The organism is Pseudomonas sp. BB438 (assembly GCF_057180225.1).
Map to the genome: position 1 here is coordinate 6,158,699 of NZ_CM170001.1, position 24,775 is coordinate 6,183,473.

The following is a 24,775-nucleotide window of genomic DNA, read 5'->3' on the forward strand; positions in this document are numbered from 1 at the left end:
TGTTCACGATCTCGCGAGCTAGAGCAGAACAAGGCGGGGGACAGCTGAGAAAGCGGAGTTGACTGCAGTCAATGAGCCCTTCCCGGGGCTGGCCTCACCGCGATTATGCCGACGCGCAGCAGGCCGCAAGCAGGCTCTTAATGAGCGTCGCGCGGAAGCAGCAGCCCCAACGGCAGGCAGACGCGTGCTTCCACGCCTCCCCCCTCACGATTGCGCAGCTCGATGCTGCCGCCGTGCTGCTCGGCGATGCGCTTGACGATGGCCAGGCCCAGGCCGGTCCCCTTGCCGCCCCGCGCTTTGTCACCGCGGAAGAAGGGGTTGAAGATGTTCTCCAGCTCCTGCGGATCGACGCCCGCACCACGGTCCAGCACGCTGAGCACCACATAGGGCGCCCCGCCGCCGCCGGCGACATGGGCCGCCACTTCGACCTTGCCGCCGCCGTGGTTCAGGCCGTTCTCGATCAGGTTGCCGAGCAGGCGCTTGATCGACACCCGACGGAAGCGGAACAGCGGTAGCGTTTCCAGGCACAGACGCACGCGGTTGCCAGTCTGATTGAAGGCGTCAGCCACTTCACGGATCAGGTCGGCGAGATCGCCTTCCTCCACCGGCTCGTCGCGACCATCGCGGATGAAGGCGAGGAACTGGTCGAGGATGGCGTCCATGTCCTCGATGTCACGGACCATGTCCTCGACCATTTCGCGGTCGCTGTCGGGCATCAGCTCGAGGGACAGGCGCAGGCGGGTCAACGGCGTGCGCAGGTCGTGGGAGACACCGGCCAGCATCAGCTCACGCTCGCGCCCGGCCTGCTCGACGTCGTCGGCCATCTGGTTGAAGGCGCGGTACACCTCGGCCATCTCGCTGGGGGTCTCCTGCCCCAGCGGCAGGCGCACACTGCGCCCCTTGCCGAACTCGCGGGAGGCGAAGACCAGGCGCTTGAGCGGCTGGCTGAGTTGCCGCACGAAGATCCAGGCTGCCGCGGTGGACAGCAGGCCGATGCCGAGGAACCAGCCCAGCACGCTCCAGATCTGCTGGCCGCGCAGCGGGTGCGGGTAAAGCGGTACGCCGATCCAGCCGTCACCCAGGGTCGGCGCACGCACCCAGAGCATCGATGGATGGTGGATGCGCAGGCGCGTCTCGGTATCGATGCCCAGCTCCATACGCATCTGCCGCTGGAAGATTTCCGTGTACGGCCAGTGCACTTCCTCCGGCTGCCCCTGCTCGTGGGGCGCCCACTTCAGCCCGGCGGACTGGGCGATGGCCTCGCGCGATTTTTCGTCCGCCGCCCAGTAGGCGCGTACGGTCAGCGCGGCACCGTGGCTGTACTGGCGGTCCACCAGCATGTCTTCGTTCATCAGCAGGTACACCAGGGTCAGCGCCTTGGAGAACAGCACGACGATGAGCACCAGCCAGAGGGTGCGGGCGAAGAAGCTTTGCGGGAACCAGAGGGGTGTTTTCAAGAGAGCGTTACCAGGAAGCACTGACCGTAGCAGGAGAGGTGTCCGCCTCATGAACACCAAGCGAGCCGGCAGAGCCCCTCTCCCTAACCCTCTCCCTGAAGGGAGAGGGGACTGGATCGGCACCGGCTGAAATTGATGCGTCAGCCGGCACGGATAGCTCCCTCTCCCTTCAGGAAGAGGGCGGGGGAGAGGGAACCGGCGTTACGCCGCATCCATCGCCCCGAAAAGCTGAATCACTTGCGCGCCGCGCCATCCGGCACGAACACATAGCCCACGCCCCAGACGGTCTGGATGTAACGCGGTTTCGACGGATCGGGCTCGATCAGCCGGCGCAGGCGGGAAATCTGCACGTCGATGGAGCGTTCCAGGGCATCCCACTCGCGACCGCGGGCCAGGTTCATCAGCTTGTCGCGGGTCAGCGGCTCGCGGGCGTGCTGCACCAAAGCCTTTAGCACGGCGAACTCACCGGTGGTGAGCATGTGCACTTCGTCGCCCTTCTTCAGCTCGCGGGTGGCCAGGTGCAGCTCGTAGTCGCCGAAGGTGACGATCTCGTCCTCGCCTGCCGGCGCGCCCGGCACCAGCGGCGCCTGGCGGCGCAGCACGGCCTTGATGCGTGCCAGCAGCTCGCGCGGATTGAAGGGTTTGGCCAGGTAATCATCGGCGCCCTGTTCCAGGCCGGAAATGCGGCTGGACTCGTCGCCCTTGGCGGTGAGCATGATGATCGGGATCTGGTTGTTCGACTCGCGCAGGCGCTTGCACGCGGACAGGCCATCCTCGCCGGGCATCATCAGGTCCAGCACCACCAGCTGGAACAGCTCGCGGGCCAGCAGGCGATCCATCTGCTCGGTATTTTCGACGGCGCGGACACGGTAACCCTGCTCGTCGAGGAAGCGTTCCAGCAGACGGCGCAGACGTGCGTCGTCATCGACCACGAGGATCTTTTCGCCTTCCGGCAGGGTGGCAGCGTTGCTCATGGAAACTCCCAGAATCTGATTCGGCGGGCATTATCGCCCAGCAGCCGCGCATCACGGCCTGTCCATTGTTAGCAGATTTTTCCCCGACCAGTCGCCCACCGGGTGAAATTGTCGCGGGTATAATGCGGCGCTTTTGCGGCGGGGCGTTGTCACAGAGCCTGTCCGAAGGCTGGGGTCTTCGGTCCGGACGCTCTGTTATGAGCCTGCTTCATGATCTCGCGAGCTAGAGCTGCCCTCAACGCAGTGATGCCGACGCGCAGCAGATCATGCGCCCCGTAATTCGATTGTTTTGTCAGGTGGATTCATGGACAGCATCAACACCCGTATCGCCGAAGAGCTTTCCGCACTGCCCTCCGGCCGCGTTCAACCGCAGCAAGTCGCCGCTGCCGTCGCCCTGCTCGATGAAGGCTCCACCGTCCCCTTCATCGCCCGTTACCGAAAAGAAGTCACCGGCAGCCTGGACGACACCCAGCTGCGCATGCTCGAAGAGCGCCTGCGCTACCTGCGTGAACTGGAAGACCGCCGTGGCGCGATCCTCGCCAGCATCGAGGAGCAGGGCAAGCTGACCCCGGAACTGGCCCGCGAGATCAAGCTCGCCGACGCCAAGACCCGCCTCGAAGACCTCTACCTGCCGTACAAGCAGAAGCGCCGCACCAAGGGCCAGATCGCCCTGGAAGCCGGCCTCGGCGAGCTGGCCGACGCATTGTTCAACGACCCGAGCCTGACGCCGGAAACCGAGGCCGCGCGCTTCGTCGATGCCGAGAAAGGTTTCGCCGACACCCGCGCCGTACTCGAAGGCGCCAAGTACATCCTGATGGAGCGCTTCGCCGAGGACGCCACCCTGCTGGATCGCCTGCGCGGCTTCCTCAAGGACAACGCCACCCTCACCGCGCGCCTGGTGCCGGGCAAGGAAACCGACGGCGCCAAGTTCAGCGACTACTTCGAACACGACGAGCCGCTGAAGAGCACCCCGTCGCACCGCGCGCTGGCGATCTTCCGTGGCCGCAACGAAGGCGTGCTGAGCGTTGCTCTGAAGGTCGGCGAAGAGCTGCCGGGCACCTCGCACCCGTGCGAAGTCATGATCGGCGAGCGCTTCGGCATCTCCAACCAGGGCCGTGCCGCCGACAAGTGGCTGTCCGAAGTGGTGCGCTGGACCTGGAAGGTCAAGCTTTACACCCACCTGGAAACCGACCTGCTGGGCGAGCTGCGCGACGGCGCCGATGCCGAGGCGATCAACGTCTTCGCGCGCAACCTGCACGACCTGCTGCTGGCCGCCCCCGCCGGCCCGCGCGCTACCCTGGGCCTGGACCCGGGCCTGCGCACCGGCGTGAAAGTCGCCGTGGTCGATGCCACCGGCAAGCTGCTGGACACCGCCACCGTCTACCCGCACGTGCCGAAGAACCAGTGGGACCAGACCATCGCCGTGCTCGCTGCACTGTGCGCCAAGCACCAGGTGGAGCTGATCGCCATCGGCAACGGCACCGCCAGCCGCGAGACCGACAAGCTGGCCGCCGAGCTGATCAAGAAATACCCGGCGCTCAAGTGCACCAAGATCATGGTCAGCGAGGCCGGGGCCTCGGTGTATTCGGCCTCGGAGCTGGCCGCCAGGGAATTCCCGGAGCTGGACGTGTCGCTGCGCGGCGCCGTTTCCATCGCTCGTCGCCTGCAGGACCCGCTGGCCGAGTTGGTGAAGATCGAGCCGAAATCCATCGGCGTCGGCCAGTACCAGCACGACGTGTCCCAGCTGCAGCTCGCGCGCAGCCTGGACGCGGTAGTGGAAGACTGCGTGAACGCCGTCGGCGTGGACGTGAACACCGCCTCCGCCGCACTGCTGGCGCGCATCTCCGGCCTCAATAGCACCCTGGCGCAGAACATCGTCGCGCACCGTGACGCCAACGGCGCCTTCCGCACCCGTGACGACCTGCGCAAGGTCAGCCGCCTGGGCGACAAGACCTTCGAGCAGGCCGCCGGCTTCCTCCGCGTGATGAACGGCGACAACCCGCTGGACGCCTCCGCGGTGCACCCGGAAACCTACCCGCTGGTGCAGCGCATCGCCGCCGACACCGGCCGCGATGTGCGCTCGCTGATTGGCGACTCGGGCTTCCTCAAGCGCCTGGACCCGAAGAAATTCACCGACGAGCAGTTCGGCCTGCCCACCGTCACCGACATCCTCAAGGAACTGGACAAGCCCGGCCGCGACCCGCGCCCGGAGTTCAAGACCGCCGAGTTCCAGGAAGGCGTCGAGAGCCTGAAGGACCTCAAGCCCGGCATGGTCCTGGAGGGCGTGGTGACCAACGTCACCAACTTCGGCGCCTTCGTCGACATCGGCGTCCACCAGGACGGCCTGGTGCACATCTCCGCGCTGTCGGAGAAGTTCGTCAAGGACCCGTACGAGGTGGTCAAGGCCGGTGACATCGTCAAGGTGAAGGTCATGGAAGTGGACATCCCGCGCAACCGCGTCGGCCTGTCCATGCGCATGAGCGACACCCCCGGCGAGAAAGTCGACGGCCCGCGCGGCGGCGGTCGTCCCGGCAACGGTGCGCCGCGTGGTGAGCGCAGCGCCGCTCCGCGCCAGCAGGAGCAGGCTCCGGCGAACAACGCCATGGCCTCGCTGTTCGCCAACGCCAAGCAACTGAAGAAGAAGTAAGGAAGGTCCATGAGTGAAATGCCCGCCCGCGAGCTGATGATCAGCCGCTTCAGCGAAACCATCGGCGTACAGCCGATCCGTGTCGCTGATGGCGAAGCCGAGGTGCTGCTGCCAATGGCCGAGCACCTGCGCAATCGCGGCAACGTCATGCACGGTGGCGCGCTCTTCACGCTGATGGACATGACCATGGGCCTGGCCTGCTCCAGCGCCCATGGTTTCGACCGGCAGAGTGTCACCCTGGAATGCAAGATCAACTACATCCGCGCCGTCGCCGAGGGCGAGGTGCGCTGTGTGGCAAAAGTCCTGCACGCCGGGCGCCGCTCGCTGGTGGTCGAGGCCGACATCCACCAGGGCGACAAGCTGGTCGCCAAGGGACAAGGCACCTTCGCCCAGCTGTAATTGGCGCCGCGACAACTGACCTATGCTGTACGCCGGAGCCCCGGATTTGCGGGCGCCGGCACAGCGCCTCGACAAAGCCAGGCGACCACGCCGGTTGTTCTCCCCTTGTAGACCGTCCAGTCCACCCCCATAGTGGGGCGATTGCCGTGTGAAGGACCTCCAACTTGAGCGACCAACTCTCCCGCCGCCTGGCCCTGCTTGGCGATGCCGCCAACCTGTCCCTGCTCACCCAGTGCCTGCACGGTATCGAGCGCGAATGCCTGCGCGTCGATGAACGCGGCAAGCTCGCCCTGACCCCGCACCCGCGCGCGCTGGGCTCGGCGCTGACCAACCCGCAGATCACCACGGACTACTCCGAGTCGCTGCTGGAGTTCATCACCCCGACCTCCACCAGTGTCGAAGAGACCCTGCACGAACTGGGCGAAATCCACCGTTTCGCCAGCGGCAAGCTCGACGGCGAATACCTGTGGAGCCCGTCCATGCCCTGCGAGCTGCCGGATGAAGAGACCATCCCGATCGCCCGCTACGGGAGTTCGCACATCGGCCGCCTGAAGTACGTCTACCGCAAGGGCCTGGCCCTGCGCTACGGCAAGACCATGCAGTGCATCGCCGGCATCCACTACAACTTCTCCCTGCCCGAAGGCATCTGGGAGCTGCTGCGCCAGGAAGAAGGCAGCGAGAAGAGCGCGCGGGACTTCCAGTCGCACCGCTACATCGCGATGATCCGCAACTTCCGCCGCTACAGCTGGCTGCTGATGTACCTGTTCGGCGCCTCGCCGGCGCTGGACGCCGGCTTCCTGCGCGGTCGCCCGCACGGTCTGGACGCCTTCGACGAGCACACCCTCTACCTGCCCTACGCCACCAGCCTGCGGATGAGCGACCTGGGCTACCAGAACAACGCCCAGGCCGGCCTGACGCCCTGCTACAACGATCTGGACAGCTACATCGACAGCCTGCGCCGCGCCGTCAGTACGCCGTATGCGCCGTACGAGAAGATCGGCACCAAGGTCGACGGCGAGTGGGTGCAGCTCAACACCAACATCCTGCAGATCGAGAACGAGTACTACTCGAGCATCCGCCCGAAACGCGTCACCTACACCGGCGAGCGCCCGATCCAGGCGCTGATGGCCCGCGGCGTGCAGTACGTCGAGGCGCGCTGCCTGGACATCAACCCGTTCCTGCCGCTGGGCATCGACGTCACCGAAGCACGCTTCCTCGACGCCTTCCTGCTCTACTGCGCGCTGTCCGACAGCCCGCCGCTGGGCGGTTGCGAGTGCGGCTCGGCCACCAGCAACTTCCTGAAAGTGGTCAAGGAAGGTCGCCGTCCCGGCCTGAAACTGGAACGCGGCGGCCAGCAGATCGAAATGAAGGGCTGGGCCGACGCCCTGCTCGACGCCATCGCGCCGATCATCGACCTGCTCGACCGTGCCAACGGCAGTAACCTGCACGCCCAGAGCCTGGCCGAGCAGCGCGCCAAGGTCGCCGATGCCGACCTGACGCCGTCGGCAAAAGTCCTGGCGGAAATGCGCGAACGCGGCGAGAGCTTCGAAGCCTTCGCCCTGCGCCACAGCCGCCAGCATGCCGAAATGCTGCAGAGCGAGCCGCTGTCCGCTGAAGAGCAGGCACGTTTCGAAGGCATGGCCAGCCAATCCCTGGCCGAACAGGCGGAGCTGGAGAAGCAGCCCGAGGGCGATTTCGACACCTTCGTCGCCGCTTACCAGGCGAGCATCCTCGGCCTGATCAGCGTCTGAGACAGCACCGCGGCGACCTCGGTCGCCGCGGTGTCATTCAGAGGGTCTTCTCGAAGACCTGGGAGTTTCGCTGGTAGTTGTACAGCGACGCCCGCGCCGCCGGCAGGCGCTCCACGCTGCTGGGCTGGAAGCCGCGCTCGCGGAACCAGTGGGCAGTCCGCGTAGTGAGGACATAAAGGGTCTTCAGACCCAGGTTGCGCGCGCGCTGTTCAATGCGCTCCAGCAGGTCGTCGCCGCGTCCGCCGTGGCGGTACTCCGGGTTCACCGCCAGGCACGCCAGCTCGCCGGAATCGGAATCGGCGATGGGATACAGCGCCGCGCAGGCGATGATCAGCCCCTCGCGCTCGACGATGCTGAACTGCTCGATCTCGCGCTCCAGCACTTCACGGGAGCGGCGCACCAGGATGCCCTGCTCTTCCAGCGGACGGATCAGTTCCAGCAGTCCACCGACATCCTCGATCCCCGCTTCGCGCAGTTGCTCGAATTGCTCCTGGGCCACCAGGGTGCCGTTGCCGGTGCGGGTGAACAGCTCGCTGAGCAGCGAGCCGTCCTCGGTGTAGCTGACGATGTGGCTGCGCCGCACGCCCGCCCGGCAGGCCTGGGCGGCAGCATCCAGCAGCTCGCCCTGGTAACTCGACCCGAGGCGTTCCAGATGCGCCGGAACCTGCTGCGGCCGCAGCTCGCGCACCAGCTTGCCGGCATCATCCATCAGGCCGCGCTCGGCGCCGTAGAGGATCAGCTTGTCCGCGCCCAGGTCGATGGCCGCGCGCATGGCAACGTCCTCGCAGGCGAGGTTGAAGATCTCCCCGGTGGGCGAATAGCCCAGCGGCGAGAGCAGCACGATGCTGCGCTCGTCGAGCTGACGATTGATGCCCTTGCGGTCGATCCGCCGCACTTCGCCGGTATGGTGGTAGTCGATGCCGTCGACCACGCCGATCGGCCGCGCGGTGACGAAGTTGCCGGCGGTCACGCGCAGGCGCGAGCCCTGCATGGGCGAGGCGGCCATGTCCATGGACAGGCGTGCTTCGATGGAAATGCGCAGGCTGCCGACAGCATCGATCACGCAGTCCAGAGTCGGTGCGTCGGTGACGCGCAGGCCGCGGTGGAAGCGCGGCGCCAGCCCATGGGACGCCAGGCGCGCCTCGATCTGCGGGCGCGAACCGTGCACCAGCACCAGGCGCACGCCCAGGCTGTGCAGCAGCACCAGGTCGTGAACGATATTGCCGAAATTGGGGTCTTCGACGCCCTCGCCGGGAAGCATCACCACGAAGGTGCAGTCCCGGTGGGAGTTGATGTAGGGCGAAGCGTGGCGCAGCCAGTTGACGTAGTCGTGCATTGCTTGAAAAGCCTGTCGTTCGAGTGGGCGGAAATCTGTCGGATGCGGCCGGAGCACGGCCAGGGGCGGCGCGGTTATCGTCGTCGCAGGAACATCGACAGGTTTCTCCTCTTGGGTAGGTCAGGCCCGCTACAGGGGCGCTCTACAGGCAACTCTTCATCAACAGTGTTGCGGGCCGGCGTACGGGCTGCTCGTCATCAACTGCCTTTCATAGACAGTAATGACGGATCAGTCCGCGCAGCAGTTCCACGGTGGGCTCGATGCGGTCGAGCTCGAGGTGTTCGTCCGGCTGGTGGGCGCAGGCAATGTCGCCGGGGCCCAGCACCAGCGTCTGGCAGCCGAGCTGCTGAAGATACGGTGCTTCGGTGCCAAAGGCTACCGCTTCCGCCGCATGCCCGGTCAGACTTTCGGCCAGTCGCACCAGCTCGCTCTGCGCCGGCTCCTCGAAGGGCGGCACGGCCGGGAACAGCGGTGCGTAGTCGATCTTCACCCCGTGACGTTCGGCGACAGGCTTGAGCCGCTCGCGGATGGCCTGGCGCAGAGCCTCCGGCGCCATGCCCGGCAACGGGCGCAGGTCGAATTCCAGGGCACACTGGCCGCAGATGCGGTTGGGGTTGTCACCGCCATGGATGCAGCCAAGGTTGAGCGTCGGCTGCGGCACGCTGAACTGCGGATTGCTGAACGCCGTCTGCCACTGGCTGCGCAGTCCCTGCAATTCCCCCATCACCGCCTGCATCGCCTCCAGCGCGCTGCGCCCCAGGCTCGGATCGGAGGAATGGCCGCTCTGCCCAAGGATGTCGATGCGCTCCATCATCACGCCCTTGTGCAGGCGGATCGGCTTGAGGTTGGTCGGCTCGCCGATCACTGCTGCACGGCCCAGCGGTCGCCCTGCCTCAGCCAGGGCGCGGGCGCCGGCCATGGAGCTTTCCTCGTCGCAGGTGGCGAGGATGATCAGCGGCTGCTTGAAGGGCTGCTCCAGCAGGGGCAAAAGGGCTTCGATGGCGAGCGCGAAGAACCCCTTCATGTCGCAGGAGCCCAGGCCGAACCAGCGCCCGTCGCGCTCGGTCAGCCCCAGCGGGTCGCTTTTCCACAAGGCCTCGTCGAAGGGCACGGTGTCGGTGTGCCCGGCCAGCACCAGGCCGCCGGGGCCAGCGCCCAGGGTGGCGACCAGGTTGAACTTGCCCGGCGACACCGGTTGCATCTCGCAGGCAAAGCCCAGGTCCACCAGCCAGTTGCCCAGCAACTCGACCACCGGGCGGTTGGACTGGTCCAGCGCGGGCTGGGTGCAACTGACCGACGGGATCGCGATCAGCTCGGCGAAGCGTTGTTTCAGCGGCGGCAACGGCATGGCGTTCTCCAGAAGATGGACTCCACTATGGACCATGCGGCGATGCGGTAAAACCTCGCGGCGCCCGGCAGGAACGCCGAAGTCCTGTAAACTGCATGACTTTGAAGTCTTTTTCGCGCCCGTCGTTCCGTCCCTCCTGCAACAGGTCGGAAATCCCGGCGCGGCCGCTCTGAACCGGACCCCCGCCATGCAGAAAGAAACCGAAATCAAACTGCGCGCCAGCCGCGAGACCCTCGAAGCCCTGCGCGAGCATCCCGCGCTGAAGAAGCGCAACAAATCCGGCTGGGAGCCCCGCGAGCTGTTCAACCAGTACTACGACACCCCGGCCCGCGACCTGGCCCGCGCCCGTGTGGCGCTGCGCATGCGCAAGGACGGCGAGCAATTCATCCAGACCCTGAAGACCCGCGGCCAGAGCGTGGCGGGCCTGTCCGAGCGCAATGAGTGGGACTGGTACCTTGAGAAGAACAAGCTCGACCTGAAGAAGCTCGACGACCAGTGCTGGCCGGCCGCCCTCGCCGATCTGGACAAGAAGAGCCTGAAGCCGATCTTCAGCACCGACTTCACCCGCCAGCGCGCCGAGATCGCCTGGGGCCGCGGCAAGGCCAAGGTGGTGATCGAGGCCGCCCTGGACCTGGGCAAGGTCGTCGCCGGCAAGCAGGAAGAGGAAATCTGCGAGCTGGAACTGGAACTGCGCCAGGGCGAGCCCGACGCGCTGCTGGACCTGGCCATCGAACTGGCCGCGGACCTGGCGCTGATGCCCTGCGACATCAGCAAGGCCGAGCGCGGCTATCGTCTGTTCGACCCGGCCAGCTACAGCATCCAGCCCGACACCCAGAAACTGCTGCATGAAACCCCGCTGGACGGTGCCTTCGCCGCCCTGTCCTGGGCACTGCTGGGCAGCAGCCAGCGCCTGGCCGAGCAATACCGCTTCAACGGCCACTGGAGCCTGCTGGAAAGCTGGCTGCAGCAGTTGGTCGACCTGCGCGCGCTGCTCGGCAGCCTCGGCCAGGCCGTCCCGCGTGCCACCACCCGCGAGCTGCGCGCCGCCCTCGACGCACTGCTCGCCGACTGGCTGCCGCGTATCGAACAGGGCCGCGATGACGAGAGCGTTCGCCAGCAGATGCCGTCCACCTTCCGCGAGGAACTGGCCAACGTTCGCTGGGGTCAGTTCTCCCTGAGCACCTCACGCTGGCTGCTGGGCAAGGCCTGGACCCTGGAGCGCAACGAACGCGCCAATCGCCTGGGCGGCTCCGCCGTCGGCAAGTGGCTGCAGCGCAGCCTGGCCGAGGAAGCCCAGGCCATGCCGCTGCAACGCGCCCAGCAACTGCCCGAGGTACTCGCCGACCAACTGCCACGCCTGCAGCGCATGCTGGTCTGGCTGCGCCTGGCGCGCAGCGTGCTGGAGCTGCCGGAGACCGATCGCCTGTACGGCGAACTGGCCAAGCTGCAGGAGCTGCTCGTCACTCCCGGCGCCGAGGGGCGCCTGGATGCCCTCGCGGCCCAGGCCCATACTGTGCTGACCCTCAAGCCGTGGAAGGCGCTTTTGAAATAAGCTGGCCCGGCATTGCTGCGGGCCTGTGACCCGCCACTGGAAGTAGGGAGTCCGCATGTCCGTCTTTGCCCCATCCGCCCAGGATCGTCCACTCGACCTGGGCGACATCCTGCGCGAGCTGGTCACCCAGGGCCGCGTCGCCCAGGATGACGCCGAGCAGTGCCTGGCGATTCGCCGCAGCGCCGTGAAGAACCAGCAGCACCCGCTGGAGTTCCTCGCCGCGCAGCAGGTCGAGGATCGCCAGCGGCCGGGGCGCAAGCTGGACCTGGACACGCTGGTGAAATGGCTGGCCGATTACTCCGGGCAGCCCTACCTGCGCATCGACCCGCTGAAGATCGATGTCGCCTCGGTCACGCCGCTGATGTCCTATGCCTTCGCCCAGCGCCACCAGATCCTCGCGGTCGCCGTGGCGCCGGACGAAGTCACCATCGCCAGCGCGCAACCCTTCGTGCATGGCTGGGAGAGCAACCTCACCCACGTCCTCAAACGCCCGATCAAGCGCGTGGTGGCCAACCCCGCGGATATCCAGCGCTTCACCGTGGAGTTCTACCGCCTGGCCAAGTCAGTGACTGGCGCCAGCTCACAGGACCAGAAGATCAGCGGTATTGGCAACTTCGAGCAATTGCTCAACCTGGGCGCCACCGACCAGGAGCCCGATGCCAATGACGCCCACATCGTTACCATCGTCGACTGGCTGTTCCAGTACGCCTTTCAGCAGCGTGCCAGCGATATCCACATCGAGCCGCGCCGCGAACAGGGCACCGTGCGCTTCCGCATCGACGGCGTGCTGCACAACGTCTACCAGTTCCCGCCACAGGTCAGCATGGCCGTGGTCAGCCGCCTGAAGACCCTGGGCCGGATGAACGTCGCCGAGAAACGCAAGCCACAGGACGGCCGGGTGAAGACCAAGACCCCGGACGGTGCCGAGGTGGAGTTGCGCCTGTCGACGCTGCCCACGGCGTTCGGCGAGAAGATGGTGATGCGGATCTTCGACCCCGAGGTGCTGCTCAAGAGCTTCGACCAGTTGGGCTTCTCCCCCGACGACCTGCGCCGCTGGGAAAGCATGACCAGCCAGCCCAACGGCATCATCCTGGTCACCGGCCCCACCGGCTCGGGCAAGACCACCACGCTCTATACCACGCTCAAGCAACTGGCGACCGACGAGGTGAACCTCTGCACCATCGAGGACCCGATCGAGATGATCGAACCCTCATTCAACCAGATGCAGGTGCAGCACAACATCGACCTGACCTTCGCCAGCGGCGTGCGCGCCCTGCTGCGTCAGGACCCGGACATCATCATGGTCGGCGAGATCCGCGACCTGGAGACCGCCGAGATGGCGATCCAGGCGGCGCTGACCGGGCACCTGGTGCTATCCACCCTGCACACCAACGACTCGCCCACCGCGATCACCCGCCTGCTCGAACTGGGCGTGCCCTACTACCTGATTCGTGCCACCGTGCTCGGCGTCATGGCCCAGCGCCTGGTGCGGACCCTGTGCCCGCACTGCAAGGCACCGATGGAACTGCACGAGGAAGACTGGCAGGAAGTCACCCGTCCGTGGAATGCCCCGCTGCCCACCGGTGCGCACCAGGCCGTCGGTTGCCTGGAGTGCCGCGACACCGGCTACCGCGGGCGCGCCGGGGTCTACGAGATCATGCTGCTGAGCGAATCGCTGAAGGAGCTGATCACCGCCGACACCGACCTCATCCCGCTGCGCCGCCAGGCCTTCAAGGAAGGCATGCGCAGCCTGCGCCTGTCCGGCGCACAGAAGGTCGCCGGCGGCCTGACGACCATCGAGGAAGTCATGCGGGTCACCCCGCAGAGCGAACAGAAGTAAGCCGCCCGTCAGGCGTCTGAGGAAAACTCCCCTGGCGCCTGCTGCACTTTCCTGCATGCCTGCCTGGCGTGCCGGTTACACTCGATTCCTCACGATCTACGCCAGATCTTTTATCCAAGCAGACAAGGAGTCCCTCGCATGGAAATCGGCAGTGTTGCCCTGCTGTTCGTCATCCTCGCCATCGTCATCGTCCTCATGGGGTTCAAGGTCGTGCCCCAGGGCTACGAATGGACCATCGAGCGCTTCGGTCGCTACACCGTCACGCTCAAGCCGGGCCTGAGCATCATCATCCCGGTGGTGGACCGCGTCGGCCAGAAGATCAACATGATGGAACGCGTGCTCGACGTGCCGCCGCAGGAGGCGATCAGCGCCGACAATGCCATCGTGCAGATCGACGCCGTGTGCTTCTTCCAGGTGGTCGACGCGGCGCGCGCCGCCTATGAAGTGAGCGGGCTGGAAAACGCCGTGCGCAACCTGGTGATGACCAACATCCGCACTGTGCTCGGCTCCATGGAGCTGGACCACATGCTCAGCCAGCGCGACGCGATCAACGAGCGCCTGCTGCGTACCGTCGACGAAGCCACCGCCCCCTGGGGCCTGAAGGTCACCCGCATCGAGATCAAGGACATCAGCCCGCCGGCCGACCTGGTGGAAGCCATGGCCAGCCAGATGAAGGCAGAGCGCCTCAAGCGCGCGCAGATCCTCGAGGCCGAGGGCCGCCGCGCTGCGGAAATCCTTACCGCCGAAGGCAAGAAGCAGGCACAGATCCTCGAGGCCGAAGGCCTGCGCCAATCGGCGTTCCTCGAATCCGAAGCCCGCGAGCGCCAGGCCGAAGCCGAAGCCAAGGCGACCCAGGTAGTCTCCGAGGCCATCGCCAGCGGCAACGTGCAGGCGATCAACTACTTCGTCGCGCAGAAGTACGTCGACGCCCTCGGCCAACTGGCCAGCTCGAACAACAGCAAGATCGTGATGATGCCGCTGGAGGCCAGCCAGGTGATCGGCGCGGTCGGCGGCATCGGCGAGATCGTCAAAGCGACATTCGGCGACACCAAGGGCCATCGCTGATGATGGGCTTCCTGGAGCACCTGGGCTTCTGGGACTGGCTGGCGCTGGGCATCGTCCTGCTGATCCTGGAAATTTTCGGCGCCGGCGGCTACCTGCTGTGGATCGGCATCGCCGCCGCGCTGACCGGCGTGCTGGCGTTCCTGCTGCCAGGACTGGACTGGACCTGGCAGTGCCTGGCCTTCGGCGTCCTGGCGATCCTCACCGCGCTGTACTGGTGGAACCACCAGCGCCTGAACAAGCGCGAAGCACAGCCGTCCAGCCTCAACCGTCGCGGCAGCGAACTGGTCGGCCGGCAGTTCGCCCTGCATGACGCCATCGTCGGCGGGCGCGGCAAGATCCGTGTCGGCGACAGCGTGTGGCTGGTCGGCGGGCCGGACCTGCCCGTCGGCACGCAGGTGCGTGTGACCGGTCAGGACGGAGTCCTGCTGCTGGTGGAACCCATCTGACCACTGAAGGGCCGGCGCGACGGCTCCTGTGCCTTGCGCGCGATCGCGGGCATGGCCCGCTCCTACAAGGTGCATAGGCCAGTAACCCCAATGAAAAAGCCCGCCAATCGGCGGGCTTTTTCATTCAGGCGAAACTCAGCTTGCGGCCGGCTGCGCCGGGGCACGGCGGTAGGCCCAGACCATCAGCGCAATGCCGCCCAGGACCATCGGCACACACAGCACCTGGCCCATGGTCAGCCAGCCCCAGGCCAGGTAGCCCAACTGGGCATCCGGCACGCGGACGAACTCGACGATGAAGCGGAAGATGCCATAACACAGCACGAACAGGCCGGACACCGAGGCGGTCGGACGCGGCTTGCGGGTGAACAGCCAGAGCACGACGAACAGCGCCACGCCTTCCAGCGCGAACTGATACAGCTGCGACGGGTGACGCGGTTCCGGGCCACCGGTGGGGAAGATCATCGCCCAGGGCACGTCGGTCACCTTGCCCCACAGCTCGCCGTTGATGAAGTTGCCGATACGCCCGGCGCCCAGTCCGATCGGCACCAGTGGCGCGATCAGGTCCATCAGCTGGAAGAAGCTCTTGTTGTTGCGCTTGCCGAACCACCAGGTGGCCAGCATCACGCCGATCAGACCGCCATGGAACGACATGCCGCCCTTCCAGACTTCGAAGATCAGCGTCGGGTTGGCGATGTACTCGTCCAGGTTGTAGAACAGCACGTAGCCCAGGCGTCCGCCCAGGACCACGCCACACGCCACCCAGAAGACCAGGTCGGAGAGTTTCTCCTTGGTCCAGGTCGGATCGAAATCCTTCAGCTTGCGCGACGCCAGCAGCCAGGCGCCGCCGATGCCGATCAGGTACATCAGGCCGTACCAGTGGATTTTCAGCGGCCCGAGCGATACGGCAACCGGGTCGATCTGTGGATAAGGCAGCATCCGCTTCTCCTAGCAGGAACTCAGATCAGGAAACTCAAGCCCACGCAGAACAGCAGCAGGGCGAACAAACGCTTGAGCACCAGGGGTGGCAGGCGATGCGCGAGCCGCGCCCCGATGCGGGCAAAGAACATGCTGGTGACGGCAATGCCCACCAGCGCCGGCAGGTAGACGAAGCCCAGGCTCATCTCCGGCAGCTTGTCGTTGTGCCAGCCGACGACCATGAAGGATATCGCGCCGGCAATGGCGATCGGCAGGCCGCACGCCGAGGAAGTCGCAACCGCCTGTTGCATGGAGACGCCACGCCAGGTCAGGAAAGGCACGGTCAGCGAGCCGCCGCCGATGCCGAAAATGGCGGAAGCCCAGCCCACCACCCCGCCCGCCACGCCCAGGCCGAAGCGCCCCGGCAGGTTGCGCGCGCCCCTGGGCTGCAGGCCCAGCAGCATCTGGATCGACACCAGGATGGCGAAGGTGCCGATGATTTTCTGCAACACCGGGCCCTGGATCTTGGAGGCGGTGATCGCGCCCAGCGCGCTGCCAACCAGGATGCCGACGGTCATCCAGGCGAATACCGGCCAGCGCACCGCGCCGCGACGATGGTGCTCGAGGATCGAATTGATCGAAGTGAAGACGATGGTCGCCAACGAGGTGCCGACCGCCATCTGGGTCAGCACGTCCGGCGAGAAACCATGGGCACCGAAACTGAACACCAGGGCCGGGACAATGATCAACCCGCCGCCGACGCCGAACAGGCCGGCGAGCACGCCAGCACAGGCGCCAAGCACCAGGTAGAGCACGAACTCCATGGGCGACCTCGGGCAACAAAGCGGGCATGGTAGCCGAAGGTTCCCGGGCACTCCAGCCACTCCGGGACATCGGCGGATGTTGATAGACTGCCGGAACACCACGGAGTTCGCCCCATGTGCCTGATCGTCTTCGCCTGGCGCCCCGGCCACGCCACGCCACTGATCGTCGCGGCCAACCGCGATGAGTTCTACGCCCGCCCAACGCTGCCGATGGCCGCCTGGAAGGAGTTCCCTGGCCTGTACGCCGGCCGCGACCTGGAGGCCGGCGGCACCTGGCTGGGCGTGGCGCCGGATGGCCGTTTCGCTGCCCTGACCAACGTGCGCGACCCCGGCCAGCCGGTGGGGCCGCGCTCCCGCGGCGAGCTGGTGGCGGCCTTCCTCCAGGGCCGGCAGTCACCGCTGGAGTACTTGCAACAGGTCGCCCGCCGCGCGACGGATTACAGCGGCTTCAATCTGCTGGTGGGCGATGGCGCACAGCTCTGCTACTTCAATCCTCGCGTCGGTCCGCCGGTAGCGGTGGCGCCGGGTGTGCACGGCCTGTCCAACGCCGCGCTGAACACACCCTGGCCCAAGCTGCTGAATGCCCGTAGCGGACTGGAAGCTGTATTGCAAAGGCCGGACACCGACTCGCTGGTCGCCCTGCTGCGCGACAGCCGCCAGCCCGGTGATGCCGAGCTGCCGGAAACCGGTGTGGGCCTTGCCACCGAGCGCCTGCTCTCCAGCGTCTTCATCGCCAGCCCGACCTACGGCACCCGCGCCAGCACCGCGCTGATCGTCCATGCGGACGGCCGCCGCGAGTTGCTCGAGCACAGCTTCGGGCCCAGCGGCGCACGTCTGGGTGAGGTCAGCCTGATCGTCTAGCAGACCACGATGCAGTCGCGCTGGCGCTTGGCGCGGTAAAGCGCATCATCCAGCCGGCGCATCATCGCCATCAGGTCTTCTCCGGCCTGCATCTGCGTCACCGAGAAGCTGGCGGTGAGCTGTGTCGGCAGCGAGACGTCCGCCCGGCGCAGACTCAGGCGCAGCCGTTCGGCGAGTTCCCGCGCGGCTTCCGCGGTCGTTTCCGGCAGCAGCACGATGAACTCCTCGCCGCCCCAACGGGCGAAGCAATCCTCTTCGCGCAGACGCCGCCGAACCACCTCGGCCACCGCCACCAGCACGCGGTCGCCAGCCTGGTGGCCGAGGCTGTCGTTGATACGCTTGAAGTGATCGAGGTCGAACATCATCAGCGAGCAGCCGTGGCCGTGACGCTGCAGGCGTTGCCACTCGGCATGCAGCTGCTGCTCGAAACGTCGGCGATTGGCAATCTGCGTCAGCGGATCGATCTCGGAGAGGCGCAAGGCGACGGCGGCCTGTTCGGCCAGTGCCTGGTTGGCCTGGCGCAGCGCTTCGGTGCGTGCGTGCACCAGCAGCTCCAGGCTCAGGTTGAGCTGGTGCAACTCGTGGTTCTTTTCCTGCAGCGCCAGCTCCGCCAGCTTGCGCTCGTGGATATTGCGGTGGGCGCCGATCATCCGTGTTGGCTTGCCGTCCCTGTCAAACTCGAAAAAGCGTCCATGGTCGCTGACCCACAGGTAACTGCCGTCCAGGCAGCGGCAGCGGTATTCCTCGCGGTAGACGCCGCTACGCCCCTGCACGTAGGCATCGAAGGCGAACATGACCCGGCCGAAATCCTCGGGATGGATGATCTCGTGCCAGGTCGCGACGTTCTCCGGAAGGCTATCGGGGTCATAGCCGAGCATGGCGTACCAGCCCGGGCTGCGGGTGACGTGGTTGGTGCGGATGTCCCAGTCCCAGATGCCGTCGCTGACGATGCTCAGCGCGTAGCGCAAGGTGCGGGCGCTGGTATCACCCTCCGTGCAAGGCGTGACGTCGAGCTCTTCCATAAGCTTCGTCCCGGCCGGTTGCCGGCCCAGTCGTCTTCGAGCCTCCCGGAAATGCACGGCTCCGGAAGGCGTTGTTCGCCAGCGTCAGGCCTGGATGGTTGCCGCCGGGTTGATCACGCGGCCCAGGCCCAGGTTACGCAGGGCCAGGTGCAGCGAACTGTGGATAACCTGCGGGTTGTCGAAGGTCATCAGTTGACCGAGCAGTTCACGGGCCTTGGACAGGGTCATCTGGCGCAGCAGCCATTTCACCTTGGGCAGGTTGGTGGCGTTCATCGACAGCGAGTCGAAGCCCATGGCCATCAGCAGCACGGCCGCTGCCGGATCGCCGGCCATTTCGCCGCAGATGCTCACCGGCTTGCCTTCGGCGTGGGAATCATCGACCACCTTCTTCAGCGCCTGCAGCACGGCCGGGTGCAGGTAGTCGTAGAGGTCGGCGACGCGCGGGTTGTTGCGGTCCACCGCCAGCAGGTACTGGGTCAGGTCGTTGGAGCCGACCGAGAGGAAGTCCACCTGGCGCGCCAGCTCGCGCGTCTGGTACACCGCCGCGGGGATCTCCACCATCATGCCGATCGGCGGCATGGGGATGTCCACGCCCTCATCGCGCACTTCACCCCAGGCGCGATGGATCAGGTGCAGCGCCTCTTCCAGCTCGTGGGTGCCGGAAATCATCGGCAGCAGGATACGCAGGTTATCCAGGCCTTCACTGGCCTTGAGCATGGCGCGCGTCTGCACCAGGAAGATTTCCGGGTGGTCGAGGGTGACGCGGATGCCGCGCCAGCCGAGGAACGGGTTGTCTTCCTTGATCGGAAAGTAGGACAGCGCCTTGTCGCCACCGATGTCCAGGGTGCGCATGGTCACCGGTAGCGGGTGGAAGGCGGAGAGCTGCTCACGGTAGATGGCGAGCTGTTCCTTCTCGCTGGGGAAGCGGTCGTTGATCATGAACGGGACTTCGGTGCGGTACAGGCCGACACCTTCGGCGCCGCGCTCCTGGGCGCGCGCCACGTCCGCCAGCAGGCCGGTGTTGACCCACAGCGGCATGCGATGACCGTCCAGCGTCTCGCAGGGCAGCTCGCGCAGCGCAGCCAGGCCCTTGCTCAATTCCTTCTCTTCGGCAACCACTTCGCCGTACTGCTTGACCAGCTGCGGCGATGGGTTCGTGTAGATCTCGCCGTGGTAGCCGTCGACGATCAGGTCGATGCCGTCGACCTTGGAATACGGCAGGTCGACCGCGCCCATGACCGTCGGGATACCCATGGCGCGGGCGAGGATGGCAACGTGGGAGTTGCCCGAGCCGAGCACCGAGATCAGGCCCACCAGCTTGCCTTCGGGCACCTCGCCGAGCATCGCCGGCGACAGCTCCTCGCTGACGATGATGGTCTGGTCGGGGTAGGTCAGCGATTGCTTACGCTCTTCCTGCAGGTACGCCAGGATGCGTCGGCCGATGTCCTTGACGTCCGAGGCGCGCTCGCGCAGGTAGGCGTCGTCCATCAGCTCGAAGCGCTGCACGTGCTCCATGACCACCTGGCGCAGGGCGCCCTGCGCCCACTGGCCGGTGCGGATGATGCGCTTGACCTCGAGGCCGATGGAAGCGTCGTCGAGCATCATCAGGTAGACGTCGAACAGCGCCCGCTCTTCCTTGCGCAGCTGGGTGGCCAGCTTGCTGGAGAGGTTGCGCATGTCCTCGCGGACCGATTCCAGCGCCTGCTTGAAGCGCTCGACCTCGGCCTCGACGTCGTCGATGGGTTTGTCCGGGACGACTTCCAGGTCGGCCGGCGGCAGCACCACCACGGCCTTGCCAACGGCCACGCCAGGGGCGCCGGGGACGCCGACGAACTTGGCTTCGCTGATGCCCTTGCCCATCTTGCCCAAGCCGCGGATCGAGCCGGTGGCCTCGGCGTGGGCGATAACACCGGCGAGCTGCGCGCTCATGGTGACGAGGAAGGCTTCCTCGCCTTCGTCGAACTGGCGCTTCTCCTTCTGCTGTACGACCAGAACGCCCATCACCCGACGGTGGTGGATGATCGGTGCGCCGAGGAAGGAGGCGTAGCGCTCCTCGCCGGTCTCGGCGAAGTAGCGGTAACGCGGGTGTTCGGAGGCGTTCTCGAGGTTCAGCGGCTCCTCACGGGTGCCGACCAGGCCGACCAGGCCCTCGTTGGGCGCCATGCTGACCTTGCCGATGGAACGCTTGTTCAGGCCTTCGGTGGCCATCAGCACGAAGCGGTTGCTCTCCGGGTCGAGCAGGTAGACCGAGCACACCTGGGTGCCCATCGCCTCCTTCACGCGCTGCACGATGATGCCCAGCGCCGCCTTGAGGTCCTTGGCGGAGTTCACTTCCTGGACGATCTTACGCAGCGTGTTGAGCATGGCGAGGGGGTCTAACTCCTTGAACTTCGTGCTAGTCGCGCGCCAGCAGGCGCGGTGCCAATTCCTTCAGTGCCCGGCGGTAGACCTCGCGCTTGAAGGTCACGACCTGGCCCAGCGGGTACCAGTAGCTCACCCATTTCCAGCCGTCGAACTCGGGCTTGCCGGTGACGTCCATGCGCACCCGGCTTTCCTCGCCGGTCAGGCGCAGCAGGAACCACTTCTGTTTCTGTCCGATACACAGCGGCTGGCTGTTGGTGCGCACCAGGCGTTGCGGCAGGCGGTAACGCAGCCAGCCCCGGGTACAGGCCAGGATCTTGACGTCCTGCTCTTCCAGGCCGACTTCTTCGTTCAGTTCGCGGTACAGCGCTTCCTCAGGGGTTTCGCGGGCGTTGATGCCGCCCTGGGGAAATTGCCAGGCTTCCTGGTTGATACGCCGTGCCCACAGTACCTGTCCGACATCGTTGCAAAGGATGATGCCGACATTGGGGCGAAAACCATCGGGATCGATCACGGCGGTACATCCTCGAAATCGCGTGTGCCCGCATTGTTCCACAAAGCTTGTGACAGCGGCAACGCGGGCTGCGGCGTCCTGTGCTGGGTGGGCAAAAGCCGTTACTCTAGGCGACTTTTCCGTATTGGCAACTGGCGGTAATCCATCGTGCGACTGGCTCTCTTCGATCTCGACAACACCCTCCTGGCCGGCGACAGCGACCACAGCTGGGGCGAATGGCTGTGCCAGCGCGGACTGGTCGATGCCGGCGAGTACCAGGCGCGCAATGATGCCTTCTATGCCGACTACATGGCCGGCACCCTCGACGTGTTCGCCTACCAGGCCTTCACCCAGGCGATCCTGGGCCGCAACAGCCTCGACCAGCTGGACACCTGGCACCGCCAGTTCATGCAGGACGTCATCGAGCCCATCGTCCTGGCCAAGGGCGAGGCCCTGCTGGCCGAGCATCGCGCCGCGGGCGACAAGCTGGTGATCATCACCGCCACCAACCGCTTCGTCACCGGCCCGATCGCCGCCCGCCTGGGCGTGGAAACGCTGATCGCCACCGAGTGCGAGATGCTCGATGGCCTCTACACCGGCCGCACCTGCGACGTACCCTGCTTCCAGGGCGGCAAGGTGACCCGCCTCAACCGCTGGCTCGGAGAGACCGGCCTGACGCTGGACGACGCCTACTTCTACAGCGACTCGCGCAACGACCTGCCGCTGCTGGAGTTGGTGGCCAACCCGGTGGCGGTGGACCCCGACGACACCCTGCGCGCCACCGCCACCGAGCGCGGCTGGCCGGTGATCAGCCTGCGCTGAGCACGCATCAATACGCGCTGAGGGCTCATCTGCCTGCGCTGAAGGCTCAGAAGTCCTTGTTGACCATCAGATAGAAGATCGCCAGGAAGGCCAGGAACGCCGGCCAGCCCAGGGCGAACCACCAGCGCATATAGAGGAAGGCTCGCGGCGGCAACGCGGCGCCTTCCCGGTGCGCCGCCTCGGCCATGTCGCGCACGCGGATCTGCAGCCACACCACCGGCAGCCAGCAGACGCCCGCGAACACGTAGAGCGCCAGGCTCCACAGCAGCCAGCCCGAATCCAGCGGCCAGCCGGCCATGTGGGCCATGGCGATGCCGCTCAGCGGCTGGAATACCGCCGTGGTGGCGATGAACAGCCAGTCGGCGGTGACCAGGTGGCGGAAGGTGATGCGGATGGCTTCCAGGTTGCCACTGCGCCAGGCACGCCAGCTGTAATAGGCCGAGCCCAGGCCGGTGCCGAACAGCAGCGTGGAAGACAGGATGTGCAGGGTCTTGAGCAGCAGGTAGAGGTTCACGCGGCGGGCATCACACCGGCTTGCTGATCATCAGCACCAGAATGGCGATCACGCACAGCAGCGCGAGCGCGAAGAAGGCCAGGCCGAACTTCCACTGCCGCGACGCGCCGGCTGCAATCGGCTCGCCGCTGCCCTGCGCCACCAGCGCCAGGTCACGGATGCGCCACAGGCGGGTGGTGAACAGCAGCCAAAAGATCGTCGCGACGATCAGCAGACAGGCGCTGCCCAGCAGCCAGGTCTGTCCCAGCGGCCAGCCGACGGTCTGCACCATGCGGTAGCCGGTGACCGGCAGGCTGGCGACGCTGCCGGCCACCAGCACCCAACCGATCAGGCCGATGCGCTGCAGCGCCTTGGCGATCACCCCGGCGTCGCCCCCACGCCAGCTGCGCCAGCCGTACCAGGCCAGGCCGATAATGGCCAGGAACGGCAGCACCGCAGCGATGCCGTGGAGGATGCGGAAGGTCTGCAGGCTTTCCATTTCAATTCCCTGTGAAGAAGGCGGCGTTCCGACAAGCCTAGCAGCAGACGCAGCGTCCCTGCCTGTTCCTCAGCCGAGGAACAGGCGGTAGGCCGGGTTGTCGGTCTCGTCCCAGTAGGGGTAGCCAATCTCTTCCAGCGCCGCCGCCACCAGGTGGCGTTCGTCTTCCGGCACCTGCAGGCCCGCCACCACGCGACCATCGGCCGCGCCGTGGTTGCGGTAATGGAACAGGGTGATGTTCCAGCGTCCGCCCAGACGATTGAGGAAGTTGAACAGCGCGCCGGGGCGTTCGGGGAACTCGAAGCGGAACACCTGCTCGCCGGAGACGCGCGGCGAATGGCCGCCGACCATGTGACGGATGTGCAGTTTGGCCAGTTCGTTGTCGGTCAGGTCCAGCACCGGGAAACCCTGGTCCTTCAGCTGCTGCACCAGTGCCTCGCGCGGGTCGTTCTCCGGGTGCGTCTGCACGCCGACGAAGATGTGCGCTTCGCTGTCGGTGTTGTAGCGGTAGTTGAACTCGGTGATCTGGCGCTTGCCGATGGCCTCGCAGAAGGCCTTGAAGCTGCCTGGACGCTCCGGGATGGTCACCGCGATGATCGCTTCGCGCTTCTCGCCCAGCTCCGCGCGCTCGGCCACGTGGCGCAGACGGTCAAAGTTGATGTTGGCGCCCGAGTCGATGGCGACCAGGGTCTCGCCCTTCACGCCTTCGCGCTCGACGTACTTCTTGATCCCGGCCACCGCCAGCGCGCCGGCCGGCTCGGTGATCGAACGGGTGTCGTCGTAGATGTCCTTGATCGCCGCGCAGATCTCGTCGGTGCTGACGGTGATCACTTCATCGACATGGTCCTTGCACAGCTCGAAGTTGTGCTTGCCGATCTGCGCCACGGCGACACCGTCGGCGAACAGCCCGACCTGGCCGAGCACCACGCGCTCGCCGGCAGCCTTGGCGGCCTGCAGGCAGTTGGAGTCGTCCGGCTCGACGCCGATGACCTTGATCTCCGGGCGCAGGTACTTCACGTAGGCGGCGATGCCGGCGATCAGGCCGCCGCCGCCGACGGGCACGAAGATCGCGTCGATGCGGCCCGGGTTCTGACGGAGGATTTCCATGGCCACGGTGCCCTGGCCGGCGATCACGTCCGGATCGTCGTAGGGGTGGATGTAGACGTAGCCTTTCTCTTCCACCAGCTTCAGCGAGTGCGCCAGGGCATCGGGGAAGGCATCGCCGTGCAGCACGGCCTTGCCGCCCCGGGCACGCACGCCCTGGACCTTCAGCTCCGGCGTGGTGCGCGGCATCACGATGGTGGCCTTGATCCCCAGCTCGCGGGCGGCCAGCGCCACGCCCTGGGCATGGTTGCCGGCGGAAGCGGTGACGACGCCGCGGGCGAGTTCTTCCGGGCTCAGCTGCGCCAGCTTGTTGTAGGCGCCGCGAATCTTGAAGGAGAACACCGGCTGCAGGTCTTCGCGTTTCAGCAGAATCTGGTTGCCCAGGCGCTCGGAGAGCTGGCGGGCGGGCTGCAGGGGCGTTTCCACGGCAACGTCGTAGACACGCGAGGTGAGGATCTTCTTGACGTAGTGTTCGAGCATCGGAAGGGCTATATCGGCGGCTTTTCGAGGAACCGCGAGTCTACTCCAGCGGGCGCGGCGCGGGCCACCGAACAATCCGCGCGCAG

At 66.2% G+C, this 24,775-nt stretch carries 21 protein-coding genes; 9 read left to right on the forward strand and 12 right to left on the reverse strand.

Features of this window, described 5'->3' with window-relative positions; translation table 11 throughout:
• Positions 1 to 137: 137 nt before the first annotated feature.
• Positions 138 to 1,457 carry an ATP-binding protein gene (locus AC1ZV1_RS28315; protein ID WP_416748976.1) on the reverse strand — a complete coding sequence of 440 codons (1,320 nt, stop codon included), beginning with the start codon at positions 1,455 to 1,457 and terminating at the stop codon, positions 138 to 140.
• 233 nt (positions 1,458 to 1,690) lie between these two features.
• Positions 1,691 to 2,431 carry an osmolarity response regulator transcription factor OmpR gene (gene ompR, locus AC1ZV1_RS28320; RefSeq protein WP_484294662.1) on the reverse strand — a complete coding sequence of 247 codons (741 nt, stop codon included), beginning with the start codon at positions 2,429 to 2,431 and terminating at the stop codon, positions 1,691 to 1,693.
• Between the two features lie 304 nt (positions 2,432 to 2,735).
• On the opposite strand from ompR, the gene AC1ZV1_RS28325 reads away from it, so the two are divergent.
• The 3 genes from AC1ZV1_RS28325 (at position 2,736) to gshA (ending at position 7,228) form a co-directional block, all read left to right on the forward strand.
• Positions 2,736 to 5,078 (forward strand): Tex family protein, encoded by a 2,343-nt coding sequence (locus tag AC1ZV1_RS28325; protein ID WP_484294663.1) that lies wholly within the window; start codon positions 2,736 to 2,738, stop codon positions 5,076 to 5,078.
• A gap of 36 nt (positions 5,079 to 5,114) precedes the next feature.
• Positions 5,115 to 5,477: a PaaI family thioesterase gene (locus tag AC1ZV1_RS28330; RefSeq protein ID WP_405307451.1), complete on the forward strand. Its 363-nt coding sequence runs from the start codon at positions 5,115 to 5,117 to the stop codon at positions 5,475 to 5,477.
• Positions 5,478 to 5,641: 164 nt separating this feature from the next.
• Positions 5,642 to 7,228 carry a glutamate--cysteine ligase gene (gshA, locus tag AC1ZV1_RS28335; RefSeq protein WP_484294664.1) on the forward strand — a complete coding sequence of 529 codons (1,587 nt, stop codon included), beginning with the start codon at positions 5,642 to 5,644 and terminating at the stop codon, positions 7,226 to 7,228.
• 37 nt (positions 7,229 to 7,265) lie between these two features.
• On the opposite strand, the gene argA is transcribed toward gshA, so the two are convergent.
• Together argA and argE are read right to left on the reverse strand one after the other, a co-directional pair.
• Positions 7,266 to 8,564: an amino-acid N-acetyltransferase gene (argA, locus tag AC1ZV1_RS28340; protein WP_484294665.1), complete on the reverse strand. Its 1,299-nt coding sequence runs from the start codon at positions 8,562 to 8,564 to the stop codon at positions 7,266 to 7,268.
• Positions 8,565 to 8,772: 208 nt separating this feature from the next.
• A complete protein-coding gene (gene argE / locus AC1ZV1_RS28345) occupies positions 8,773 to 9,912 on the reverse strand; it encodes an acetylornithine deacetylase (protein WP_484294666.1) in 1,140 nt (379 codons plus the stop codon).
• Positions 9,913 to 10,099: 187 nt separating this feature from the next.
• Between argE and AC1ZV1_RS28350 the strand changes: the two genes are divergently transcribed.
• The 4 genes from AC1ZV1_RS28350 (at position 10,100) to AC1ZV1_RS28365 (ending at position 14,815) form a co-directional block, all read left to right on the forward strand.
• Complete coding sequence (locus tag AC1ZV1_RS28350; RefSeq protein ID WP_484294667.1) at positions 10,100 to 11,464, forward strand: CYTH domain-containing protein; 1,365 nt, start codon at positions 10,100 to 10,102, stop codon at positions 11,462 to 11,464.
• A gap of 55 nt (positions 11,465 to 11,519) precedes the next feature.
• On the forward strand, positions 11,520 to 13,304 hold the full coding sequence (gene tfpB, locus AC1ZV1_RS28355) for a type IV pilus assembly ATPase TfpB (protein WP_484294668.1): 1,785 nt from the start codon (positions 11,520 to 11,522) through the stop codon (positions 13,302 to 13,304).
• A gap of 138 nt (positions 13,305 to 13,442) precedes the next feature.
• The gene (locus AC1ZV1_RS28360) at positions 13,443 to 14,369 is read left to right on the forward strand and encodes an SPFH domain-containing protein (protein ID WP_484294669.1); all 927 of its coding nucleotides are present in this window, start codon (positions 13,443 to 13,445) and stop codon (positions 14,367 to 14,369) included.
• Entirely contained in the window at positions 14,369 to 14,815 is a 447-nt protein-coding gene (locus AC1ZV1_RS28365) for an NfeD family protein (protein ID WP_484294670.1), read from the forward strand. The genes AC1ZV1_RS28360 and AC1ZV1_RS28365 overlap by 1 nt, the downstream gene beginning before the upstream one ends.
• Before the next feature lie 135 nt (positions 14,816 to 14,950).
• Here AC1ZV1_RS28365 and lgt read toward each other — a convergent pair whose 3' ends face one another.
• Both lgt and AC1ZV1_RS28375 read right to left on the reverse strand, forming a co-directional pair.
• Complete coding sequence (gene lgt / locus AC1ZV1_RS28370) at positions 14,951 to 15,751, reverse strand: prolipoprotein diacylglyceryl transferase (protein ID WP_484294671.1); 801 nt, start codon at positions 15,749 to 15,751, stop codon at positions 14,951 to 14,953.
• A 20-nt stretch (positions 15,752 to 15,771) separates the two neighbouring features.
• A complete protein-coding gene (locus AC1ZV1_RS28375; protein WP_484294672.1) occupies positions 15,772 to 16,554 on the reverse strand; it encodes a sulfite exporter TauE/SafE family protein in 783 nt (260 codons plus the stop codon).
• Between the two features lie 114 nt (positions 16,555 to 16,668).
• Here AC1ZV1_RS28375 and AC1ZV1_RS28380 point away from each other — a divergent pair, with 114 nt between their 5' ends.
• Complete coding sequence (locus AC1ZV1_RS28380; protein ID WP_484294673.1) at positions 16,669 to 17,415, forward strand: NRDE family protein; 747 nt, start codon at positions 16,669 to 16,671, stop codon at positions 17,413 to 17,415.
• Here AC1ZV1_RS28380 and AC1ZV1_RS28385 read toward each other — a convergent pair.
• The 3 genes from AC1ZV1_RS28385 to AC1ZV1_RS28395 all read right to left on the reverse strand — a co-directional run bounded on the left by AC1ZV1_RS28385 (position 17,412) and on the right by AC1ZV1_RS28395 (position 21,312).
• Positions 17,412 to 18,437: a GGDEF domain-containing protein gene (locus AC1ZV1_RS28385; RefSeq protein ID WP_484294674.1), complete on the reverse strand. Its 1,026-nt coding sequence runs from the start codon at positions 18,435 to 18,437 to the stop codon at positions 17,412 to 17,414. The two genes, AC1ZV1_RS28380 and AC1ZV1_RS28385, sit on opposite strands and share 4 nt — an antisense overlap.
• A gap of 84 nt (positions 18,438 to 18,521) precedes the next feature.
• Entirely contained in the window at positions 18,522 to 20,801 is a 2,280-nt protein-coding gene (gene ptsP / locus AC1ZV1_RS28390) for a phosphoenolpyruvate--protein phosphotransferase (RefSeq protein ID WP_017520844.1), read from the reverse strand.
• A gap of 31 nt (positions 20,802 to 20,832) precedes the next feature.
• Positions 20,833 to 21,312, reverse strand: coding sequence for an RNA pyrophosphohydrolase (locus tag AC1ZV1_RS28395; protein WP_017520843.1), 480 nt, complete (start codon positions 21,310 to 21,312; stop codon positions 20,833 to 20,835).
• A 147-nt stretch (positions 21,313 to 21,459) separates the two neighbouring features.
• On the opposite strand from AC1ZV1_RS28395, the gene AC1ZV1_RS28400 reads away from it, so the two are divergent.
• Positions 21,460 to 22,113, forward strand: a complete 654-nt coding sequence (locus tag AC1ZV1_RS28400; RefSeq protein WP_484294675.1) for a histidinol-phosphatase — start codon at positions 21,460 to 21,462, stop codon at positions 22,111 to 22,113.
• Positions 22,114 to 22,159: 46 nt separating this feature from the next.
• Here the strand turns inward: AC1ZV1_RS28400 and AC1ZV1_RS28405 are convergent, their stop codons facing one another.
• From AC1ZV1_RS28405 to ilvA, 3 genes are all read right to left on the reverse strand, one after another.
• Positions 22,160 to 22,627, reverse strand: a complete 468-nt coding sequence (locus AC1ZV1_RS28405) for a DUF2269 family protein (protein ID WP_484294676.1) — start codon at positions 22,625 to 22,627, stop codon at positions 22,160 to 22,162.
• Positions 22,628 to 22,637: 10 nt separating this feature from the next.
• Positions 22,638 to 23,105 carry a DUF2269 domain-containing protein gene (locus tag AC1ZV1_RS28410; protein WP_484294677.1) on the reverse strand — a complete coding sequence of 156 codons (468 nt, stop codon included), beginning with the start codon at positions 23,103 to 23,105 and terminating at the stop codon, positions 22,638 to 22,640.
• A 69-nt stretch (positions 23,106 to 23,174) separates the two neighbouring features.
• On the reverse strand, positions 23,175 to 24,689 hold the full coding sequence (ilvA, locus tag AC1ZV1_RS28415) for a threonine ammonia-lyase, biosynthetic (RefSeq protein ID WP_484294678.1): 1,515 nt from the start codon (positions 24,687 to 24,689) through the stop codon (positions 23,175 to 23,177).
• Between the last annotated feature and the right edge of the window lie 86 nt (positions 24,690 to 24,775).

Coding starts and splice junctions, on each gene's coding strand:
- argE (WP_484294666.1), bottom strand. CDS start 9,912: ATGCCGTTGCCGCCGCTGAAACAACGCTTCGCCGAGCTGATCGCGATC.
- AC1ZV1_RS28385 (WP_484294674.1), bottom strand. CDS start 18,437: ATGGAAGAGCTCGACGTCACGCCTTGCACGGAGGGTGATACCAGCGCC.
- ptsP (WP_017520844.1), bottom strand. CDS start 20,801: ATGCTCAACACGCTGCGTAAGATCGTCCAGGAAGTGAACTCCGCCAAG.
- argA (WP_484294665.1), bottom strand. CDS start 8,564: ATGCACGACTACGTCAACTGGCTGCGCCACGCTTCGCCCTACATCAAC.
- AC1ZV1_RS28375 (WP_484294672.1), bottom strand. CDS start 16,554: ATGGAGTTCGTGCTCTACCTGGTGCTTGGCGCCTGTGCTGGCGTGCTC.
- ilvA (WP_484294678.1), bottom strand. CDS start 24,689: ATGCTCGAACACTACGTCAAGAAGATCCTCACCTCGCGTGTCTACGAC.
- AC1ZV1_RS28350 (WP_484294667.1), top strand. CDS start 10,100: ATGCAGAAAGAAACCGAAATCAAACTGCGCGCCAGCCGCGAGACCCTC.
- AC1ZV1_RS28380 (WP_484294673.1), top strand. CDS start 16,669: ATGTGCCTGATCGTCTTCGCCTGGCGCCCCGGCCACGCCACGCCACTG.
- tfpB (WP_484294668.1), top strand. CDS start 11,520: ATGTCCGTCTTTGCCCCATCCGCCCAGGATCGTCCACTCGACCTGGGC.
- AC1ZV1_RS28365 (WP_484294670.1), top strand. CDS start 14,369: ATGATGGGCTTCCTGGAGCACCTGGGCTTCTGGGACTGGCTGGCGCTG.
- AC1ZV1_RS28330 (WP_405307451.1), top strand. CDS start 5,115: ATGATCAGCCGCTTCAGCGAAACCATCGGCGTACAGCCGATCCGTGTC.
- lgt (WP_484294671.1), bottom strand. CDS start 15,751: ATGCTGCCTTATCCACAGATCGACCCGGTTGCCGTATCGCTCGGGCCG.
- AC1ZV1_RS28410 (WP_484294677.1), bottom strand. CDS start 23,105: ATGGAAAGCCTGCAGACCTTCCGCATCCTCCACGGCATCGCTGCGGTG.
- AC1ZV1_RS28360 (WP_484294669.1), top strand. CDS start 13,443: ATGGAAATCGGCAGTGTTGCCCTGCTGTTCGTCATCCTCGCCATCGTC.
- ompR (WP_484294662.1), bottom strand. CDS start 2,431: ATGAGCAACGCTGCCACCCTGCCGGAAGGCGAAAAGATCCTCGTGGTC.
- AC1ZV1_RS28325 (WP_484294663.1), top strand. CDS start 2,736: ATGGACAGCATCAACACCCGTATCGCCGAAGAGCTTTCCGCACTGCCC.